General features: G+C 38.7%; 10 protein-coding genes and 1 riboswitch. Of the genes, 2 read left to right on the top strand and 8 right to left on the bottom strand.

Going from position 1 to position 19,888, the window contains the following annotated elements; genetic code table 11:
• Window positions 1–10: 10 nt before the first annotated feature.
• The 8 genes from AC6CHV_RS19920 to AC6CHV_RS19885 all read right to left on the bottom strand — a co-directional run bounded on the left by AC6CHV_RS19920 (window position 11) and on the right by AC6CHV_RS19885 (window position 17,415).
• Window positions 11–3,121, bottom strand: coding sequence for a glycoside hydrolase family 38 N-terminal domain-containing protein (locus tag AC6CHV_RS19920; RefSeq protein WP_498079550.1), 3,111 nt, complete (start codon window positions 3,119–3,121; stop codon window positions 11–13).
• 12 nt (window positions 3,122–3,133) lie between these two features.
• The gene (locus AC6CHV_RS19915) at window positions 3,134–5,014 is read right to left on the bottom strand and encodes a beta-N-acetylhexosaminidase (RefSeq protein ID WP_341329669.1); all 1,881 of its coding nucleotides are present in this window, start codon (window positions 5,012–5,014) and stop codon (window positions 3,134–3,136) included.
• A 34-nt stretch (window positions 5,015–5,048) separates the two neighbouring features.
• The gene (locus tag AC6CHV_RS19910; RefSeq protein ID WP_341329668.1) at window positions 5,049–5,669 is read right to left on the bottom strand and encodes a YesL family protein; all 621 of its coding nucleotides are present in this window, start codon (window positions 5,667–5,669) and stop codon (window positions 5,049–5,051) included.
• A gap of 35 nt (window positions 5,670–5,704) precedes the next feature.
• Complete coding sequence (locus AC6CHV_RS19905) at window positions 5,705–7,036, bottom strand: glycoside hydrolase family 125 protein (protein ID WP_341329667.1); 1,332 nt, start codon at window positions 7,034–7,036, stop codon at window positions 5,705–5,707.
• Between the two features lie 11 nt (window positions 7,037–7,047).
• A complete protein-coding gene (locus AC6CHV_RS19900) occupies window positions 7,048–9,762 on the bottom strand; it encodes a glycoside hydrolase family 38 N-terminal domain-containing protein (protein ID WP_498079549.1) in 2,715 nt (904 codons plus the stop codon).
• A 214-nt stretch (window positions 9,763–9,976) separates the two neighbouring features.
• Window positions 9,977–12,991, bottom strand: coding sequence for an endo-beta-N-acetylglucosaminidase (locus AC6CHV_RS19895; RefSeq protein ID WP_498079548.1), 3,015 nt, complete (start codon window positions 12,989–12,991; stop codon window positions 9,977–9,979).
• 151 nt (window positions 12,992–13,142) lie between these two features.
• The gene (locus AC6CHV_RS19890; RefSeq protein ID WP_498079547.1) at window positions 13,143–15,803 is read right to left on the bottom strand and encodes an endo-beta-N-acetylglucosaminidase; all 2,661 of its coding nucleotides are present in this window, start codon (window positions 15,801–15,803) and stop codon (window positions 13,143–13,145) included.
• A 469-nt stretch (window positions 15,804–16,272) separates the two neighbouring features.
• Window positions 16,273–17,415 carry an alpha-hydroxy-acid oxidizing protein gene (locus AC6CHV_RS19885; RefSeq protein ID WP_498079546.1) on the bottom strand — a complete coding sequence of 381 codons (1,143 nt, stop codon included), beginning with the start codon at window positions 17,413–17,415 and terminating at the stop codon, window positions 16,273–16,275.
• A gap of 146 nt (window positions 17,416–17,561) precedes the next feature.
• Window positions 17,562–17,679: riboswitch (SAM riboswitch) on the top strand.
• 94 nt (window positions 17,680–17,773) lie between these two features.
• On the opposite strand from AC6CHV_RS19885, the gene AC6CHV_RS19880 reads away from it, so the two are divergent.
• The gene (locus AC6CHV_RS19880) at window positions 17,774–18,883 is read left to right on the top strand and encodes an iron-containing alcohol dehydrogenase family protein (RefSeq protein ID WP_341329662.1); all 1,110 of its coding nucleotides are present in this window, start codon (window positions 17,774–17,776) and stop codon (window positions 18,881–18,883) included.
• Window positions 18,884–18,946: 63 nt separating this feature from the next.
• On the top strand, window positions 18,947–19,780 hold the full coding sequence (locus AC6CHV_RS19875; protein WP_341329661.1) for a MetQ/NlpA family ABC transporter substrate-binding protein: 834 nt from the start codon (window positions 18,947–18,949) through the stop codon (window positions 19,778–19,780).
• The last annotated feature ends 108 nt before the right edge of the window (window positions 19,781–19,888 follow it).

Here is a 19,888-nt window from a genome sequence, read left to right as displayed (position 1 = left end):
AATTTTTTGACTAACGAATTCTAAAGGTCTTAATTTCATAAGGTTTGATTTCAAACTCAATAGGTGATACTAATTTATTTCCAATTGGCTCTTCCATCAAATTGGTCTCAACCCATGAGGTGAACTCTTTCTGAATGTTCATGCTCACCTTACCTCTACGTCCTTCATATTCATGTAATCGTACAATCACTCCGTTACCATCGTAAGCTGGCTTTATAGAGTCAATCCAAACATGCTCATTATCTATTTCAATAAATGATTCTTCCTTCATCCATTTGCCTTCTACAGCGATAACTGGATCATTTAAATCCCATGCCTTTTCCACTGTCTTCGCCGTTCTCCAGTCCCCGAAATGTGGGTAAAGGGAATATACAAAGGAATGATCTCCTTGGTCAGCATTCGGATCAGGATGAATGGCAGATTTTAATAGCGTTAATCGCATGATATTATCCTTAATGTCGTACCCATATTTAGAGTCGTTCAGTAAACTTACCCCGTAATCTGGTTCTGACATGTCGGCCCACTGATGTCCAACTGATTCAAACTTCGCCATTTCCCAACTTGTATTCCAATGATTCGGACGTTTTACATTACCATATTGAATATCATAGGTTGCCTCTGTTGCACGAATATCAACCGGGAAAGAAACTTTGAGTAATTTTCGTTTTTCATACCAATCCACATCGGTTTCAAAATCAATACGGCGGTCATTTTTATAGAAAACTACGCGCTGGGAAAATTCAGAATGATGGTATTTCCATGTAACTAGAATACTAAAGCTAAGTTCGCCATTTTCGGCCACTTCAAACGTAGCAACATCATGAATTTCCTCCATCTTTTCTTGATAAAAGATATCAATATCCCACGCATCATGGGCAAGAGGTTTATCTTCAAAAATTTGCAGTACGTTTCCAACTTGGCCTTCAGCTAAAACATGACGCCCTGCTTCCTTATCATAAAGCTTAGTAATCTGACCAAACTCATTCCAATCAACAAGATAATATGGTGTTTCTAATTTTCTATCATGGTAAGTAAAGGAAGTTACCATTTCCTGACTAGCCTCAATCGGTTCAAAATACAATGTTTTCGCACCAAAGGACGGAAGGCTATCTACCTCAACAAGCCAGCCATTCGCTTGTTTTTGATGATTTAACATTTGACCACTTTCATCCTTCCAATTACCTGCTGTAAAATCATTAAACATAGTGATAAATACATTTTTTCTACCCTTATGATGTGTTGAATTTATAACAGCGACAGAACGGTCAGCTTGCTCAATTCCGGTTTGAACAATTTGTGTCTCCACTTGATTGACGATTTGAAGTGCCTCTTTGTATTCTTCTTTAGCATCTTCATATACTTCATGAATAGATGAACCAGGAATAATATCATGAAATTGGTTCCTTAGAATGATTTTCCATCCTTCTTTCAGCTCATTTTCCCCAATCCATGCACCGTCTTGGGACAGCCAAGAGGATAAGAATTCCGCTCTTCTATATAATAACTCTAGCATTCGGTTCATTTTTTTCATAAATGCCTGGCTCGTATAGGTACCACGATGGTATTCCAGATACAACTCACCATCCCATTTATGAATATAGCCTGTAGATTCCTTAACATTTTCATGTAGTTTTTTGAAGAAGTCCCCTGCTGTGGAAGTTTTCACATTCGGCATACCTGGCAGTTGATCAAACCTACGTCTCATTTCTAGCATATGGCGATTTACACCACCGCCGCCGTCCCCATATCCATAGGATAGTAGTAAGTCCTTGGATAAATCCTTATCGCGATAGCCATTCCAAGCACCTTTTACTGTTTTGGCAGTAATAAAGCCATTATACGTATAGAACCAAGAATCTGGAGAGTTCCATGGCTCAGGTGTAGTAATAAAATGCGTTAAAATCTCCGATCCGTCGATTCCCTTCCAATAGAAGGTATCATGTGGCATACGGTTATATTGGTTCCAGCTAATCTTTGTTGTCATCATGGTTTTAATACCTGACTTTTTCAAGATCTGTGGCAGTGCCCAGCTGTAACCAAAAACATCCGGCAGCCATAAATATTCACAGTCGATGCCAAACTCTTCTTTAAAGAAGTTTTTCCCGTGTAGGATTTGCCTAACAAGCGATTCACCACTTGGGATATTGCAATCAGCTTCCAGCCACATTGCACCACCAGCTTCCCACTGGCCTTCTGCAATTCTTGCCTTCATTTGTTCATAAATCTCAGGATAATCTGTTTTAATATAATCATAGAGCTGAGGCTGGGTTTGCAAAAATAGATATTCTGGAAATTGCTTCATTAAGTGCAGAACCGTCGAGAATGAACGGGCCGACTTCTCCCTCGTATTTCTTAGCCTCCACAGCCAAGCAACATCAATATGCGTATGACCGACGGTATGAATCGTAATATCAGATACCTTTTCGAAAGATTGAAGTGCCTCTGTTAATCCAGCTTCTGCTTCATAACAAGATTCATAGAATTCCGCGCTTCCAGGTTCAGTCCAATTAATACCCATCAAAGCATCCTGCATCATTTTTTTCAAAATCGAATAGGAGGAATTAGCCTCTTTCGTTTCTTTTAACACTTCAAATGCAGCTAAAAGTGTATAATATAAATTATCTACTTGTTTATCAAGCCAACCAATTTTAGCCATTTGTAGTTTAAACTCATTTTCTGTTGGAACCCCTCCCCCTTCGAGTCCTGACCAGAGCCGGAAGTCCAAACGCATTGGTTCATGTGAAGTCTTTTCATCAAAAAGAACCTCTTCATGATTAGAGTCAACACCTTGATATGGCTTGCCGTTTACAAATAGTAACGATTCAAACCCGGAGTTATTACCCCCACCTGTCTTACCGAATGAGAAAAGTCCAACAATTTGTTGACCATTTTTTGAAATGTGGCTATCTACATACGCATGTAACCATAGATAGCGATCGCGTCCCTTCCAATAGTCACCAATTTGCATACTATTTGTTGCATTGTATTCGGACGGCGGGTAGGCACCAATCTCACCATCATCTTCATGAGTGTAAAATTTGTCTATGCCAACACATTCACGATAACGGTAACCTTCTAATTCTCTAATACGCTCTTCAAATTTTCTTTCGGTTAAAAACATGTTTACACCCCTCTATAATGAAAAATTACCTGCTGTTACAATTCGGTGATACACATTTCCGCCTACTAGCCCATCGACTATTTCCCATGGTCCGTCATGGCGTAGACGTTTCTCCTCTAACTCTTCGAGACTACTAATTCTTCCTTCAAGCCACTCATTGATTCGGTATTTGACTGAATCAATCCGTGTAATGACACCACCATAACGAATATCAATAACTTCCCATCCAAATGGTTTGTATGCTGCAAACCAAATTTTTCGATGCTTTTGACGTAATTGATCAACATGGGTTTGAATCCAATCCAGCTTAATAAGGATTGATTTCATTTGCTCGTGATCTTTTAGATCATAAGCCCCCTTTAGCTTAATGCCAATTTCCGCTTTCACGCTCAATACCCTAGCTAATTGCTCATAAAAGTCAAAAAGAGTTTCCCACTTTGGATTGTTTTGTTTCGCTTTTTCAATCTTATGGACTAACTCTTCATAATGCTCACCTAAGGACAGACTGCGAATATTCTCGTCGTATAGCCCAATTAAGATATCTTGATACAGCAATACCTTAGAAGTCATTGACGTATTCATGTTATCCTTCATGACACCAGGGGTTTCATCCAGTTTTTTCAGAACCATGAAGTCTTCAAATTGTCCCTCGCCGCAAAAGGCATACCGTTCAGCCGTTTGTTCTAATGTAACTTCCTTGTGATAGGTATGCTCTGCAAACAATTGCAAGACTGGTAATGATGTTGAAAAAGGCGTTTCTGCACCGTTATCACCCCATAGTGTTACAAATACTTCTTTGATCCCTTCTTTTTTGCATGCTGCCATAGCAGCTTCTGTAGTAGCGATTGCTTTACCATAGTTCGGTACTATTCCATTCCATGTCCAAGCACCACCAGCAAAAATAGGAGTTTGGCCTAGTAACTTATGATTTTGAAAGTCCTTTTCATATACATCTTGCTCATTGCGATAATAATTCCAATAAACAAGTTCAACCTCAGGAATAGAATCAAGAATATCCTTTCGAATTTGACCAAACTCATCCTGATATTTGCTGTCTTTGGAAAACAAAGGGAAATACATATCGCTCCAAATCATTGGTTTGAATCCATATTTTTCAGTAATAGAAACTACCTTTTGGAGGTGTCGGTTCATGATATCGATATGATTCTCATAGCCGTGTTTTTCTAAATACTTACCTAAGCCAAGCTGAAAGGTCTCATCCATACCAATATGAATACGCTTAGTCTTGAAAGATTCTGAAGCAGCTCTAATACAATTCTCTAAGAATTCATAAGTCTCAGGCTGATCAACTAAAAGAATATCGTCTGTATCTCTAAATCCAGAAGCATAATTCCACTTAAGCGCTTCCCGTAGATGCCCCAGTGTTTGAATACATGGAATCATCTCGATACCTAATTTACCTGCATATTCATCACATGATTTTAATTCCTCAGCGCTATATCGACCCCGCATATACCCAAAGTATGGATGTTCCTCTACCTCATACGTATCCTCCGTATAAAGCATTAATGTATCTAAGCCTATGACAGCCATTCTTCTGAGTAGCCTTTTTACATCGGCTACCGTAGGCACGGCATTTCTAGAGGCATCTAGCATAACACCGCTCATTTCAAACTGCGGATCCTCTGCTATTTCAAATACGTTGTTTTTGCCATAATGTTCAAGCCATAATCCTAATGCACGAAAAAAGTGAACCGGCTTATCAAAAGTAATTTCTCCTTGGCCTTCATTATTCGCAACCCTTAACATACCTTTCTGATTCTTTACTTGAATTGGGTAGCCCTCTGAAGAAAGTTCAACATCTAAATATTTTGCTATAAGTTCAATTCCATCTATAACGGAAAAAAGGTCTCCCTTTAAATTCAGTTCCATATCAAATCCCCCTGTTTTACCAAATCCAGAATAGTTATTGCTGCAGTGCCCGTTTTTCTAAAGAAATAAATCGATAGAGGCTGACTCTCATCATCAAGTAAGCAGGTGCTACTACGGAAACAAACGGTATTAGACCGAGATATAGATTAATAGTGTAGCCTATGAATATTAAACCGGTCACAATCAATATGGTGTATGGTAAACCGGTCAATGTCAGCAGAAACGACTGTTTAATATATCCCTTTGTTGATAGTTCATAATGAACGTAGGTTGCAAAGAAGTATCCAACTGCTATTAATAACACAAATACTAATACATATAAGATAACTAAAAGGAAACTAGCAAACACACCTGACATGAATTGTTCTGCAATACGGATGTCAATAAAAAGGAACAGGCCGATACTATAAAATACAAGGCCGATTCCATTACTTCTCTTCCATTCTTTAAAATAAACTTGTTTAAACGTTTTCAATACAGGAAAATCTGTATCCTTTTTCATCCATTTCCGAACAATGGTAAACAGAGCAACTGATGCTGGAAAAAAACCAAAAACTCCTAATCCCAGAATGGTAAAAGCAAACCAACACAGATTGGCCAGGATAACTCTCCATATCCATTCACAAACAACAATCATCCATGGAGTTTTTTCCATTACGTCATCCCTCTTTCTAGCTACTAACCCGATTTCTAGGCTTTGTTGCTGTTGTTTTTGATTAATTGCTGATGAAGTGGACTTCCTTTAACGGCTTTTCCAGTTAAACTTAATACGAATTCACTGAACATCGTGTTTGCCCAGGCAAACCAATCTCTCGTAAACTCTTCTGGGCAATCGGCGTTAAAGCCTTCGTGCATATAATTAGTTCCACCGTCTGTATTCTTAAAATAAGTCAAAATTTGCTGTTTTTCCTCTTCGCTAGTTGTGGTCATTCCTTGAATTGCTAGGGCAATATGCCAAATATAATGGTCAGGTGTATGTGGACTTCCAATTCCGTTTGCATATTTTCCTTCATAATAATAGGGATTATCCCTACTTAACAGAAATTGACGTGTATTTAAATAGGTCGTGTCATTGTATGGAAGATACCCTAAATAAGGAGCAGACAATAGGCTTGGAACGTTCGCATCGTCCATTAGGTTACAACGACCTTCTCCATCTGTTTCATAAACATACATCTCTCCGTGAACTGGGTGATCAAGCTTCGCATATCCCTCTATCCCTTTTTGAATTTCATCACGAAGCTCCACGCATTCTTCTTTTAATACATCATTATTTAGGACTTCATCGCAGATTTCAGCAGCATATCCCAAAACAACAACAGCAAACATATTGGCTGGTACAAGGTATCCGTATGTGCATGCATCATCACTTGGACGGAAAGCACTCCATGTCATTCCTGTTGTGACAACACGTCCACCTTTTCCATCACGAGTTAACGTATCAGATTGGCGGACATCTTCACGCTCAAACTGATAAGGAGAAAGATTTTCATGATCCTGCTCAGTCTTCCATACATGAATAATCGTTTCAATCACCTGTTGGAATGTTTCCTTGATAAAAGTTGTCCGACCTGTTGACTTCCAAAATAGGTAGGCAAGCTGGACTGGATAACACAATGAATCAACTTCATATTTCCGCTCCCAAATATGTGGTGTCATATCTGTCAAATCTGATTGGTGTCCTTTTCCATTTGCACTTTCGTTAAAGGCATTCGCATACGGATCATGCAAGATAAATGCAAACTGTTGGCGAATTACCCCTTCAAGTAAATCTGCCATTTCTTCATCCTCTTCGGCAGCTAGAAGATAAGGGCGAACCTGGGCAGCAGAATCACGTAGCCACATCGCCGGAATATCTCCGGTAATTACAAACGTTTTTCCATCTTCCTTTTTTTTCAGTGTAGTCGTATACGTATTAATAAAACATTGCTCAAACATATGCTGTAACTTTTCATCACCAGGAAAGAATTCTTTTACATGGTTAATTAACTTTTGCATTGAATTGGGAATTACTAAAGTCATTGTTCTTACTCCTATCTTTTTTTAATGAAACCAAGTGAAATAATTTCATATTTTCCTACGTTATAAACATCCTCTTTTTGATTTGTTTTTTCCTCTAGAATTGTACTTTTATAAGATTCATAATCCCCTATAGTGACCTTCAAGCTATCCTTTGCTTCAGAAGGGTTATACCAGCGGATTATGACATCACCATGATCTTCAGCCACTTTCATTGATGACCATACAAGACCGTTAGATTTTGTGTTTACAAATTTATGTGTGTTCTGCAATCTCCCTTCATGAATAGTTGTCTGAACAATCACAAGTGGTACTTTATATTGGTAAGCATCTACATATGCTTGTGAATGAATGACATCTTTTTCATGCGGTAGTACCTGCCACTCTGCTGTTTGCATACCAAGGCATTGTGCTTCAGGTGTCGGGAAGTAGCCCCAGTCCCCAAGTTCCGCTACTGAACGAAGTACGGTTACAGCAATTGTGCCGGTCTCTTGTAGGATCTCGTATTCTTGCAGACCATCTGTTGCAATCGTTAAGCCCATTTTGTCATCTGCTAAACTACTGAATCGCTGCTGATGGTGACAAAAGCTTGGATTTTCCCATTCTTTCTCCGGTGTATTCGGGCGCGTTGCAATTTCAAAAATGCTGTCGACCATATGTGTTTCTGTTTTTAGTCCTGTAGGGAAAAGGACACGTAAGCGGTGATCAGTTGCTTGATTATCAATCATAAGCTTAAAGGATGGACCCTTCATTCCTTTTTCAAGTGTGACAACAGTTCGAAGTGTTAAACTTGTCATTTCAGCTGATCTGCCTGCTTTTCTTTCTTTATGCCAAATCAACTTATGTCTTTCACTAGCTAAGTAATCATCAGCAGAAACCGGAATCGATAATGTGTGCGTAAATTCAAGGACTGTTCTTAGATTATCTTTTTCAATCAGGTTAAATACTGCTGGAACTCCTTTTGTTGTGATAGGAGCATGATTCTCAGCCTCTTTATACATGTATTCGTTGCCTACATCCCCAGTATCTTCATAGATTCCTAGTCGGTAAAATCTTTCTCCCGTTTTCTTATGTGTTAAGTCATAGGTGCCGTCTTCATGGAAATGCATATGAACATATTCATTTTCCATTTTGAATACGGTGTTATGCATCTCACCGGTATTCTTCGTTTCTTCGTCATGTTTCTGCTCTTGGGTTTCAGTTGGCACAATGTAGAATGTTTTATATCCAAAGGAAGGTATTCCCTCTGCAAAGAATGATAGCTCTGCACGTTTAGCAAAGAACGGCTGACGGAAACGATCATTTGGTAAGTCATAGTCAAATTCGATATTTAAGTTTCCTAACATTAACTCAACATCATTGCCTTCATCATCCAATAATTTATATCCTGGTGTTTCCTTTTTCTGCAAATAGTCCGGTATTTCTTCAAAATGCATTTGTGAGAAATACACTTTTTCAAGATCAACTACTTTTGTAACAACTTCATTCTTTTCCCAGCCAGTTGTATTCATGACAACAAGTGGTATTCCTCCCGCAGGCGCCTGTGATGTATCAATAGATTCAGCTAGTTCTCCTGCTTTTTCCTTAACAAATACATCCCCCATTTGGGAAACCGTCTCAAAACGGGTGACCATTTCACGGTGAACCTCATCGACACTACAACCGCAAATGCTGTCATGCGGATGGTTTTTCATAAGTGATTTCCACATAAAACGAATATATTCCCGTGGATAGGTTCCACCCGCTAAATACTGCATAGTAGCCAAAGGTTCGGCGATTTTTTCCAACAGGGTCTGACAAAGGTTATTCCACTGTTTTAGATAAATTCGACTTGATGCAGTGTTGACAAGAGTCGACCATCCATCCGTTCTCTGATTGCGTAGTTCCCCTTTAATGACCTGTAGCTGGTCGGGAAGTGATGCTTTTAATTCCTCTGTATATTCTTCAAAACTAGAATGTTTAAATTGATAGTCTGGATAAAGGGACGTTGCAGTTTCAATTGCCTCTGGTATTGTTTTTTGAAGTGGCTGATGGTCACAGCCGTTCATAAATAACAATTGATTCGTTGAGGCGTATTTCTCAGCATCTTGAAGCTTTTGATCCCAAAATGCCTTTGCTTCTTCCTCATCCACCGGTATTTCATTTCCATTTGAATACCAATTCGCAAATAATATTCCTAAAACACTAGATCCGTCTGGGGATTCCCAAAGCATCTCTGAATAAGGAGATTCAAAGTTTAGTGTGTCAGATACAGTATTATTAAATCCAGTTGGTTTAACTCCCCTACCAAACGCAGCTGTATCAATCCCCGCTTGTTTTAACAGCTGCGGCGCCTGACCGTATATACCAAATGTATCAGGGAAATAACCAATTTTTGCGGCAGGACCATAGATTTTCGTGTCGTTCAAGCCAATTTGAAGATTCCTTACGTTCGCCTCAGAGCTCGTTAAAAATGCATCCTGCAGTACATACCAAGGACCAATATGCAGTTTTTTCTCTTTAATCATTTGTTTCACAATGTCACGATTCTCTGGGTGTACAGCAAAATAATCCTCCAAAAGAACAGTTTGTCCATCAAGATGGAACGATTGAAAATCATTTCCGTCCTTTTTGAACTGTTCAATTAGATTGTTCATTAATTGAATATAGTAATAGCGGTGTTTTTCAAAAGGTAAATACCATTCCCTGTCCCAATGGGAGTGAGAAATAATATGTGCTGTTTTATTCATAGACTTTTCCTTACCCACTTTCTTTTATATCAGCGATAGAAAACGCTATCATTATTTAAAAATAAAGTTTCACTTCATTTTAACAATAAAAAAACTGGCACTATGAAGCAATAGAATACCAGCAAATCATATATATAATTCACTAATTCTAAAGAAAATCCAAAAGAGGCATTCCCCTTTGCTTTATCACAATGAAGAATGGCCCCTTTCTTTTTTATCCGTTCTTTTTATTCCCGTTGTTGAAGTCCTTCTTTAACTCCTGAATTCGCTCCATCGCCATAACGAGGCGGTCATAATTTGTAACCTGTTTCCTTAATGTTGGATGAAGCTTGTTATAGGCAACCTTGCACTCATTTACGACCTTCTTGTCATCAAGTGTTAATTCATCAAGCTTTGGTAAATTGTTTATTTGACGTACAACTTCTGTTACCTTTTCATTCAAGTAAGCCACACTATACCTTAGACTCTCTCTTTCATCCTGTTGCTGAACAGTGTAATAGATTCTTCCTGCTTCAACGCCAAAATCTAACCCTTCAAGCGTCATCGTTCCATCTTGTTCTGCAATCATTTCTATCAAAACATCTTTTGCATCAAGGGATTTGTATAATCGAACTGTTTGTCCTTTCTTCACTCTTTCAATCGTTACCTTGTCTTTTGCACCCAAGTTATTTTCTGCATTTACAAAATGCATCATTATATTTTCCGTTCTTGGCAAAGCAGCACTTTCAAACATCTGCCATTCATAGATACGAATAGCACCCCAAGGGGATGTTCCGCTATTATAAACTTGCAGTTTGAATTCACTTGCTGTAATAGGCTCGTCTAATATAATATCAGTCACAGCTTTGGTATTATTTGTAATCCTTTTCGCTCCGACCCATTCCCCGTTTTCATCCTTGTAAAGCAACTCAAAATCAACAGTATTCATATTACTTGCTTCCCCACCATATTCGGCATGTTCAACACGCCAACGACGGATTGTTTTCTCTTCACCAATATCAATAGTCATGTAACCACTTTTCTTATTTGTTGCTGCCCATTTACTATTACCGATCGCTGTTCCGTCTAATACTTTGGAGGCAGGCTCTGCGGAGTTTTCAAATGAGACAGATGTCACCTTAGCATTAAGAGCCACATTAGGTGAGGTTGGATTATTCTCAATCTCCGTAGCATCAGTACCCATACCCCAATCAAAAGCAACAATTGTACCTTCTCCACGAACATAATCCTGATTGACTGGGACAACTTTTAAGGATGTAATGTTGTCACTAGATGCGTTTTTGGCAGTCCGGGTGATATTTGGTGTATAGAAGTAATTATTCGGTGTAACTCCTAAAAGTGTTTCCACCCCATCGGCATTTTCTTGGTAAACCTCATAATGCAATACGTTTTCTTTAGCGGACCAACTTAGACGGGCTTCCGCTTCAAACGCTGTCTTCGTTAGCTTTTCAAGAATTTTAACATTGTTAGGCTTGGAAATAGCCTCAGCTTTTCCATCAAATACGGATAATTGCCCTAAATGAAGTGAATAGTTCTCAAGCTTATTAGTGTTACTTACCTTAAGACTAAGCGCATAAGCTGTCTTCCCAGTATCCTCTCCTAAATCCACTACGGTTGTTTGCCAACCCTCCCCTGACTCTGGAAGCGAATAGTACTTCATCTTATCCTCTGAATAATCTTCACTATATGCCACACCAAGCTGAACATCAGCACCTAATTGATTTTGATAAACTAGGCGAATCTTAGTTGAATCTGTAATTGGAAGTTTTGTACTGTAAAGCATCGTGTCGTTGACAGAACCTGCATCAAGATCACCGCTGAATTTTAGTGAATTTCCACCGTTATATGCTTTATCAAAGTCATAAGTGACATTCAACTTACTTCCTTCACCACGAATCCACCAACGCCAGGTTGGCATTATATCCTGGATAGACCGGTTATTCCATTCTAGAATACTAGCTTTTTCCCCATCTACAAAATATTGTTTTCCATGACCGCTATTAAAGTTCGTAATAAACGGCATATTTTGAATGACAGATGAATCTGTCACAAATCGGGCCATACCCTTCCACTTGGAAGAATCATCTGCAAGTGTAGGATCACCCTGCGGTCCTGTCCAGAAATATTTTTCCTTCTCATGGAAGTCGGCAGGATTTTCCGCCAATCCCATTGTTGAGTTCGGTGTATATAAAGCTATAGATACCTTTGGCTGTTTATTTTCACCCAAAAGAGCATCCGTATTAACACTTGTGTTATAGGAGTTTTGTTGAACCTCAAAACCTGCATAAGCATCAAAAGGGTTACGATTATGACTATTCATCGTTTCAACTGTTGTGTTAATCTTACTGGTATTCCAGTTGTAGTTTAAAAAGAATTCATCGACTGCGTATACCCCATCATCTGCTGGTTTCACATACATGTCATTTTTGCTGTTGATGGAATCCTGATAGTTAATCTTTCCATCGTTGTCTTGAGCATCATACCAACTAATATGTAGTTTTGAATTTCGTTTGATATAATGCATCATTTCATTCATACGTACAGCCGTTTCCTTACTAACACCATAGGTTTCCTGATTAAAGAAATAACCATCAAATCCAAAGTATTCTGCCACCTCAATCATCTTGTCCGCAACCGGAAAACTTCCATCTGCAGCCTGTTTGGTGAATTTTTCTATTTCTTTGACCCCTTCTTCTGACTGGCCCCACGGGAAACCAAGTGTTGCATAGACAGGTACCCCATTGCGGTGAGCAGCATCAACAATATCCGGTGTTGGGATGGCGAAGATTCCCTCATTCGTTCCGGACCAGTAAATATAAGAATCAAGAAGTTGCCAGTTGTCAAAAGCGTATACGTTAAACTCATTACCTCCGACGGAACTCGCTTCATCGTGATTCCATGTTGTAATTGCTGCGGAGGTTATTCCTGCCTCTGGGTTAGCAAGAGGATTTACTTGCTCTCCTTTAAATCTTTCCTGATTTAAGGGGACACTTGCTCGGTTCAATTCCGCATCAGGATCCGTTTCAGGAGACCACTCCAAAAGTGTATCCACTCTGAATGCAGGTGCAAGAGGCTTCAGACTAAGCTTGTCCATATAATTCTCATTCACCGCATTTGTTCCATCCCCATTAACGTCAGCTTTTACGCCTGTGGCAGCAATCGAACTAAATAACATAAAAGCTACAGTTATAGTCAAAATACGACTGTAAAACCTACTTCTTCTCCTCATACTGATCCTCCTCTTTATTAAGTACAGTTTTTACATAGTTAGAAAACCAAATTAATTATAATAATCAGATAATTATAATTAAAGTAGACTATACTTTTATTGATTTATAGGAAGCAAGGGATATCTCTTGCCTCCTTAGGAAACTACCGATTTAAGAACCATGGACCTCAAATTCAAAAATTCTTGCAGCCTGGTCACTGCCTTGAGTTGGTTTGTCAGTCCACAATCGTACGTAACGAGCATTTGTTAATGATATACTGTGTTCTGAAACACCCGCTGTATTATCCGTTACCTTAATAACTTCTATCCAATGTTCACCGTCCGTGCTGGCCTCAATTCGAAATGCCTGTGTGTTGAATGCTTGTGGCTCCCCACCGGCCTGTGCATGACGCACGACGAACTTTGATAGCGCATATTGATTACCTAGATCAACCTTTAACCAATGTGGTGCTTCACCTAGGGCACACCACTTACTGTTGTCCGTTATTTTGCCATCAACTGCGTAGCTTGCAGCTTCCGTCGCTGCACACTGACCACTTGCGGTAGCAGTTTTGTTTAGAGCAACATTTTCAATATCCTTAGCTGCTTCGGAAATGGTTATCATCGCCTCTTTAGTCAGAACACTTTCTCCCTCGCTGTTCCTCGCAACCAAGGTAACGGGGTATACGCCCTCTTCAACATAGGTTACAACCGGATTTTCCTCGTGGCTGACGGAAGGTGTACCTCCTTCAAAATGCCACTCAACTTCTTCTGTAACTTCTGTTGAAGCATTGAAAAATTGGATATCCTCCCCTGGCGCTGCAATGGTTTTTTCCGCAGAAAAGTCTGCTTCTGGCTTTGGATATGGTGGCCATTCAAACGTAACCGTGTTTGGCTCACTTCGATTAAATTCCTTGTTTACGGTAACAATCTCTAAGGTTGTGCTATTTTCTTTTCCATTTCGTTTAAGATTAGAAAGAAAATACACATGGTTTGGCGTTGTGCCGACTAACTGCTTTTGATTGTTTGGTAATTCTCGATAAATTTCGTAATGACTAATATCGGAATCAGACGGCTCCCAAGCAAGTGAGATATCAGAATAGATTCCCTTGTTAAAGCTGATCTCATTAATTTTGCTTTGTTCCGGGGAGTAAATATGTTGTTTGTCCTTTTTGTTATAAACTTTAATTTCTCCAATATTCGTTGTAAAGTATTCCACATTCTCGTTACCGTCAACTAAAAGTGAGATAGCTGCGATATTATTACCTTTGTGCTTTTTCAACTTTATCGTTTCAGTCATCCACTGATTATGACTTTGTTTTTTAATATCGAAAAATGTAAACTGGTCAGGATTGTCAACGAAGCTGACTCCTATTTTCATATTAGGTTTTTTCATATCTGTTTTGTAGGTTAGAGCGATTTCCGTATCTTTTTGAATCGGTAGATTGGTTTTATAAAGCTTAATATGAGTAGGATTGCTTTTATCAATAGCACCTGAAAGCTTTAATGAACTTCCCCCGTTATAAGCGATTTCCCAATCAAAACCAACATCAATTGCTTGTCCGCCCTCTTTTATCCAACGCCAGGTTGGCAGGATATCTTGTAGACTACGATTATTCCAGGATTGGTTACTTACCTTATTTCCATCAACTGCGAAAAACTTTCCGCTACCAGTATTAAAATGTGTGACAAAAGGTAATTCCTTAATGACTGTTTTGGCTGTGAAATAGTGAGCAATTCCTTTCCATGAGCCATTGTTAGCTGTGGTTGTAGGATTACTAGACTCACCAACCCAAAACTCATTTTCCTTTTGATAGAACTGTTCAATACTTTCGGATGTCTTAAAGGCCCAATCTGGGCGGTAAATTCCTAAAGATGTTAGTGGTGTTTTGCCTTCAGGAAAGATTCCCTGCCAAGGAACCTTTGTACTTGTTCCATTTGCTTCTACATCGATTCCAGTAAATAAATCATAAGGGCTTCTTCCTATTTCCTGTGCTTTATTAAAGGATGATTGTTGGTCCCGCCACCAAAAGTTCAAAAACATACTGTCGGATACCCGCTTCTTTCCGTCCTGTAAAAAGCTACTGTTTTTATCTGTCAATGCATTTTGCCAATCGATATTCCCGTCTTTTGTCATTGAATCATACCACATGATATGCATGTCTTCCTGCTTATGCTTCTGCAAATAAACAAGGAACTTTTGCATTTTTTGTGCCACTTCTACATCTTTGACATCTGTTTCCTGATTAATAAACCAACCATCAAATCCATAATAGTTCGCTACCTCTAATAGTTTATCTGCCGCTGGAAAAGAACCATCTTCCCGCTGGGTCAGCATTTGGTTCACCCATTCCTCCTTGCCACCGTAGACAATAGGTGGGAAGAAAACGTTTCCTAAAATAGGTACACCGTTTTTATGAGCAGCATCCGTTACATCTACACTTGGTGGAACAATAATTCCTTCCCCTGAAGAACCTGCCCAATACACCATAAGATCTACATATTGCCAATAACTAAATGTATTGGCAAAAAAGTCTTCTCCTCCCTGAGAAGGAACCCCGCTAGTGGTAGGGTTAAGGGCTGATAAAGCAACTAATTTTGCTTCTGACTGTGCATTTTCATTTACTTTATAAAGTACCTCCCGCTCTGCTAATGGAGTCTGGCTACGGTTATAAATAGCATCTTGATCCTTATCTGGTGCCCAGTCTAAAAGTTGTTCCGGATACCAATAGGATGATTCCGGCTGTTTAGCAAAGGTTGCACTTGGTGCCAAAATCATAATACACAAGCAGAAAAAAATACCCATCCAGAAACACTGCTTTTTTTCAAACATATTCCTTCTCTCCCTTTCCATTTCATTTTTCTATCTAACGAAGCTTAAAACATGCCCTCTGTTCTATGCCTCCCTACAAAGTTAATGAAAACACTTACAAAATAAAAGGTCCGTATTTACTATCTTCTATTAGCTGCTTTTTCTATTAAAATAGGGGTGATAACCTCCCCCATCAGTGATTTTTTATTTTATAGAAGCTTTTTCCATTATTTCTAAAATTACTCCATAAAAACACCCATCCCTTTTTTATATAGGTAAAAATACATGAGCATTAGTTACCATTACCAATTTCCTAATCATTGAAAGATAAAATGTATTAAATTTAGTAAAAATATAGATAACCAATTTTCAAGCCATATTAAAAGCCTTCCGATTCGCTCGGAAGGCATTCTAACTAATTCAATTTTTGGATATAAACAAAATGTTGATGATATCGGACAAAACTATAAATATATTAGACAAACCCAAATTATGATTTAATTAGTCTGAGTGTTTTAAGGTCTTTTACACTAGATGCACCAGCCAATGCGATGGAAACCTTTGTATCTTGAATAAAGTTGCCAAGCACCTTCTCTACACCTTTCTGTCCTGCAGCTGCAAGTCCATATACATACGGTCTGCCAATAAAGACCGCATCCGCCCCTAACGCAAGTGCCTTAACAATATCAGAACCTCGTCGAATCCCACTATCAAATAAGACAGGAATTTCACCCTTTACCTCTTCCACTATAAGTGGCAATGCATCAATGGCTGAAATGACACCATCAAGCTGCCTACCTCCATGATTGGAAACAATAACTCCATCTACACCATTCTTAACCGCAAGTCTAGCATCATCCGAACTAAGAATCCCCTTTATTAAAATTGGCAATGAGGTCCGTTCCTTTAAATCAGCGACATGAGTCCAGTTAAGTGAAGGATGGTGAATATTATCTAAGATTCCTTGAATAATAGACTCTAAATCTTGACTATCTAAAGAGGATAAGAATACCGAATCCTGTTCATAATTCGCTTTCCCTACCCCAAGCTTTAATGGTGAAAAACGATTCTTCATATCTTCTTCTCTCCAGCCCATCATAACTGTATCAACAGTTAAAACAATTGCTTCGTAACCCGCCTCCTCTGCTCGTTTAACCATATTAAAGGAAATCTCCTTATTATTTGACCAATAAAGTTGAAACCATTTTGAGCTATTACCGGATACCTTTGCTACATCTTCAATCGAATAGCTTGAAACAGTGCTTTGGACAAAAGGCACATGACAAGCAGCGGCTGCTTTTGACACTGCCAATTCTGCCTCTTCATGTGCCAGCTTTAACATTCCAACCGGGGCAAGTAAAAAAGGATGGGGGTATGTTTTTCCGAACAAGGTGATGCTTGTATCAATATTTGATACATCCCGTAAAATCCTTGGTACTATGGAATACTTGTTAAATGATTCTTGGTTTTGTCTCAAGGTCACTTCGCCACCTGCTCCTGAACGAACATACCCAAAGCCTCCAGCAGACATTTTCTTTTTTGCCTGCTCCTCTAATTCCACATAGGAGACCGGAAAATATTCATCCTTCACAATATTCTCTATGTACGCATCTTTAACTTTTGATATATTCATTGTATAAAGCCTTCTTTCCATATTTATTGTAATTACCCTACTACTTAAAAATGGGGTAGTCAATTGGAGTTTTGACAATTTAGAAAAAAAAGATTGACTTACCTTTTAAACAAGTTTAATATCAAAATAATAAATTTCATAACAATCTCTTATTAAGAGCGGCTGAGGGACTGGCCCTGTGAAGCCCGGCAACCATTCATGTTAAACGAAGACATGAACAGGTGCTAAATCCTGCAAAATACAATGTATTTTGAAAAATGAGAGAGGTGCTACTTCTAAAGTATATCCATGCCTCTCTTTATGAGAGGCATTTTTTATTATCTGGTAAATTACTTAAAAGAATGGAGGGATGAATTATATGTCAACACAAACAGTAAAAGGAGCACCCGGTCATTTTAGAATTGGTGAAGGGATCCTTAAGGAACTAGAACCCCTTTTATCTGAGTTAAAGGTTCAAAAAATTCATATAGTATGCGGTAAGAAGGCCTGGAATGCAGTATCCACCTATTTGCCTGAGAAAATAACCAATTCCCCTATTTCGAGCTTTACTTTCATTGAGGGTCACTGCACTTTAGAAAAGGTTGAAAGTATTTCTAATCAGCTATCAGTAAACTCAGTTGATGCAGTTATTGGCATCGGAGGCGGAACTGCACTAGACACTGCGAAGGCTTCAGCAATTAATGCAGGTATAAAATCAATATTGATTCCAAGCATTGCATCTACATGTGCGGCATGGACTCCACTTAGTGTCTTTTATGACCAAAATGGAGTTTTTACACACTACACTGAATTCCCTCTTGCCAATACCTTAGTACTTATTGAGCCTGCTGTTATTGCCTTAGCTCCAGTAAAGTACCTACGAGCAGGAATTGGTGATACACTAGCGAAGTATTACGAAGCAGAGGCATTAATTTCTGCGTTTTTCAAAAATCAAGAGCTACCGGTTTGGCTAAAGGTTTCAAGGTTCTCAGCATCTATTTGCAGAGATGTTCTACTACAGGATGCCACAGCAGCTATCCAATCTACCTCTGAAGGAAGTGTCTCTGATGAACTGGTTAGAGTAATTGAGGCCATTATTATGACTGGCGGTATGGTCGGCGGCTTCGGTGGAAAGGCAGGAAGAGTAGCAGGAGCACATTCCATTCATAATGGCCTTACTGAAGCAAACCAAGCCAAAAACTTTTTACATGGTGAGCTTGTTGCATATGGAACTCTGGTCCAGTTAGCTCTAGAAAATAAAGAACAAGAGCTTTTAAGACTATCAAGCTATTATCATGAATGGGGACTTCCAGTAAATTTAAAAGACTTAAATATTGATCCGGAAAACAAAACTCTTTTGGAAGCAATAATTAAAAAGGCAACTCTCCCACAAGAATCTATTCATTTTATGGATATAACTATTTCAAAGGATGCACTATTATCAGCTATAAGTAAGGTGGAAAATCTTACTTTCTCTAGAGTCAATTGATAGAAACAGAATAAGCATAAATACAAGCCATAATATTAACATAATACGAAAAGAGGAATAAACATGAAAAAGTGGTTATTTGCTAGTTTATTAGTTTTAATTATCTCGGTTCTTGCAGCCTGCGGTGAAAGTAGTTCAAGTGGTTCAAAGGACGAAAAAGCAGAAGGTTTATATAGTGACGAAAAGCTGGTTATTGGTGTAACTGCAGGCCCTCACGAACAAATTCTTGAAAAGGTAAAAGAACTTGCTGAAAAAGAAAACCTAAATATTGAAATAAAAGTCTTTACCGATTATGTTATGCCAAATATTGCTTTGGATGAAGAAGAGCTTGATTTAAATATCTTCCAAACTGAGCCGTACTTTAATGCATTTAAAGAAGACCGTAATTTGGACCTTATAAAATCGTTTGATACTGTTACATTCCCAATGGGTGTTTATTCATTAAAGGTGAAGGATGTTTCAGAGCTAAAAGACGGTGCTAAAATTGGATTACCTAGTGACCCTACAAACAGCGGACGTGCACTACTTCTATTTGAAAAAGCTGGATTTATTAAGCTGAATCCAGATACCGGAATCAATTCAACTGTAAAGGATATTGTGGAAAATAAAAATAATTATGAGTTCATTGAACTTGACTCTGCACAAATCGCACGTCAACTGGAAGAACTTGATGCAGCAGCTATAAATACGAACTTTGCTATTGAAGCAGGTTTTACACCATCCGAGGATGCCATATTTATTGAACCTAAGGATTCTCCATATGTGAACCATGCTGCAGTAAGAACTGAAAACAAAGATGATGAAGTTTTAACGAAATTAGCGGATATTTATCGCAGTGAGGAAATTGCTAAATTCGTTGAAGAAGAATTCAAAGGATCTGTTATTCCATCTTGGTAAAAAAAGCTACAGGAGGACGTGGTAACCCTATTTATACTGCGTCCTCCTTTAAACGCCAACTGCAAAACATTATTAAAAAAGTGAAGGTGTATACCTGCTCAGAAGGGA

The organism is Ferdinandcohnia sp. GQ5, from assembly GCF_059759275.1.
Note: the sequence above shows the minus strand (reverse complement) of the source record. Positions and strands in the feature narration are given on the sequence as shown.

Bases quoted from the DNA above. Each gene is read 5' to 3' on its own strand.
- AC6CHV_RS19920 (WP_498079550.1), bottom strand. From the start codon at position 3,121: ATGTTTTTAACCGAAAGAAAATTTGAAGAGCGTATTAGAGAATTAGAA.
- AC6CHV_RS19915 (WP_341329669.1), bottom strand. From the start codon at position 5,014: ATGGAACTGAATTTAAAGGGAGACCTTTTTTCCGTTATAGATGGAATT.
- AC6CHV_RS19910 (WP_341329668.1), bottom strand. From the start codon at position 5,669: ATGGAAAAAACTCCATGGATGATTGTTGTTTGTGAATGGATATGGAGA.
- AC6CHV_RS19905 (WP_341329667.1), bottom strand. From the start codon at position 7,036: ATGACTTTAGTAATTCCCAATTCAATGCAAAAGTTAATTAACCATGTA.
- AC6CHV_RS19900 (WP_498079549.1), bottom strand. From the start codon at position 9,762: ATGAATAAAACAGCACATATTATTTCTCACTCCCATTGGGACAGGGAA.
- AC6CHV_RS19895 (WP_498079548.1), bottom strand. From the start codon at position 12,991: ATGAGGAGAAGAAGTAGGTTTTACAGTCGTATTTTGACTATAACTGTA.
- AC6CHV_RS19890 (WP_498079547.1), bottom strand. From the start codon at position 15,803: ATGTTTGAAAAAAAGCAGTGTTTCTGGATGGGTATTTTTTTCTGCTTG.
- AC6CHV_RS19885 (WP_498079546.1), bottom strand. From the start codon at position 17,415: ATGAATATATCAAAAGTTAAAGATGCGTACATAGAGAATATTGTGAAG.
- AC6CHV_RS19880 (WP_341329662.1), top strand. From the start codon at position 17,774: ATGTCAACACAAACAGTAAAAGGAGCACCCGGTCATTTTAGAATTGGT.
- AC6CHV_RS19875 (WP_341329661.1), top strand. From the start codon at position 18,947: ATGAAAAAGTGGTTATTTGCTAGTTTATTAGTTTTAATTATCTCGGTT.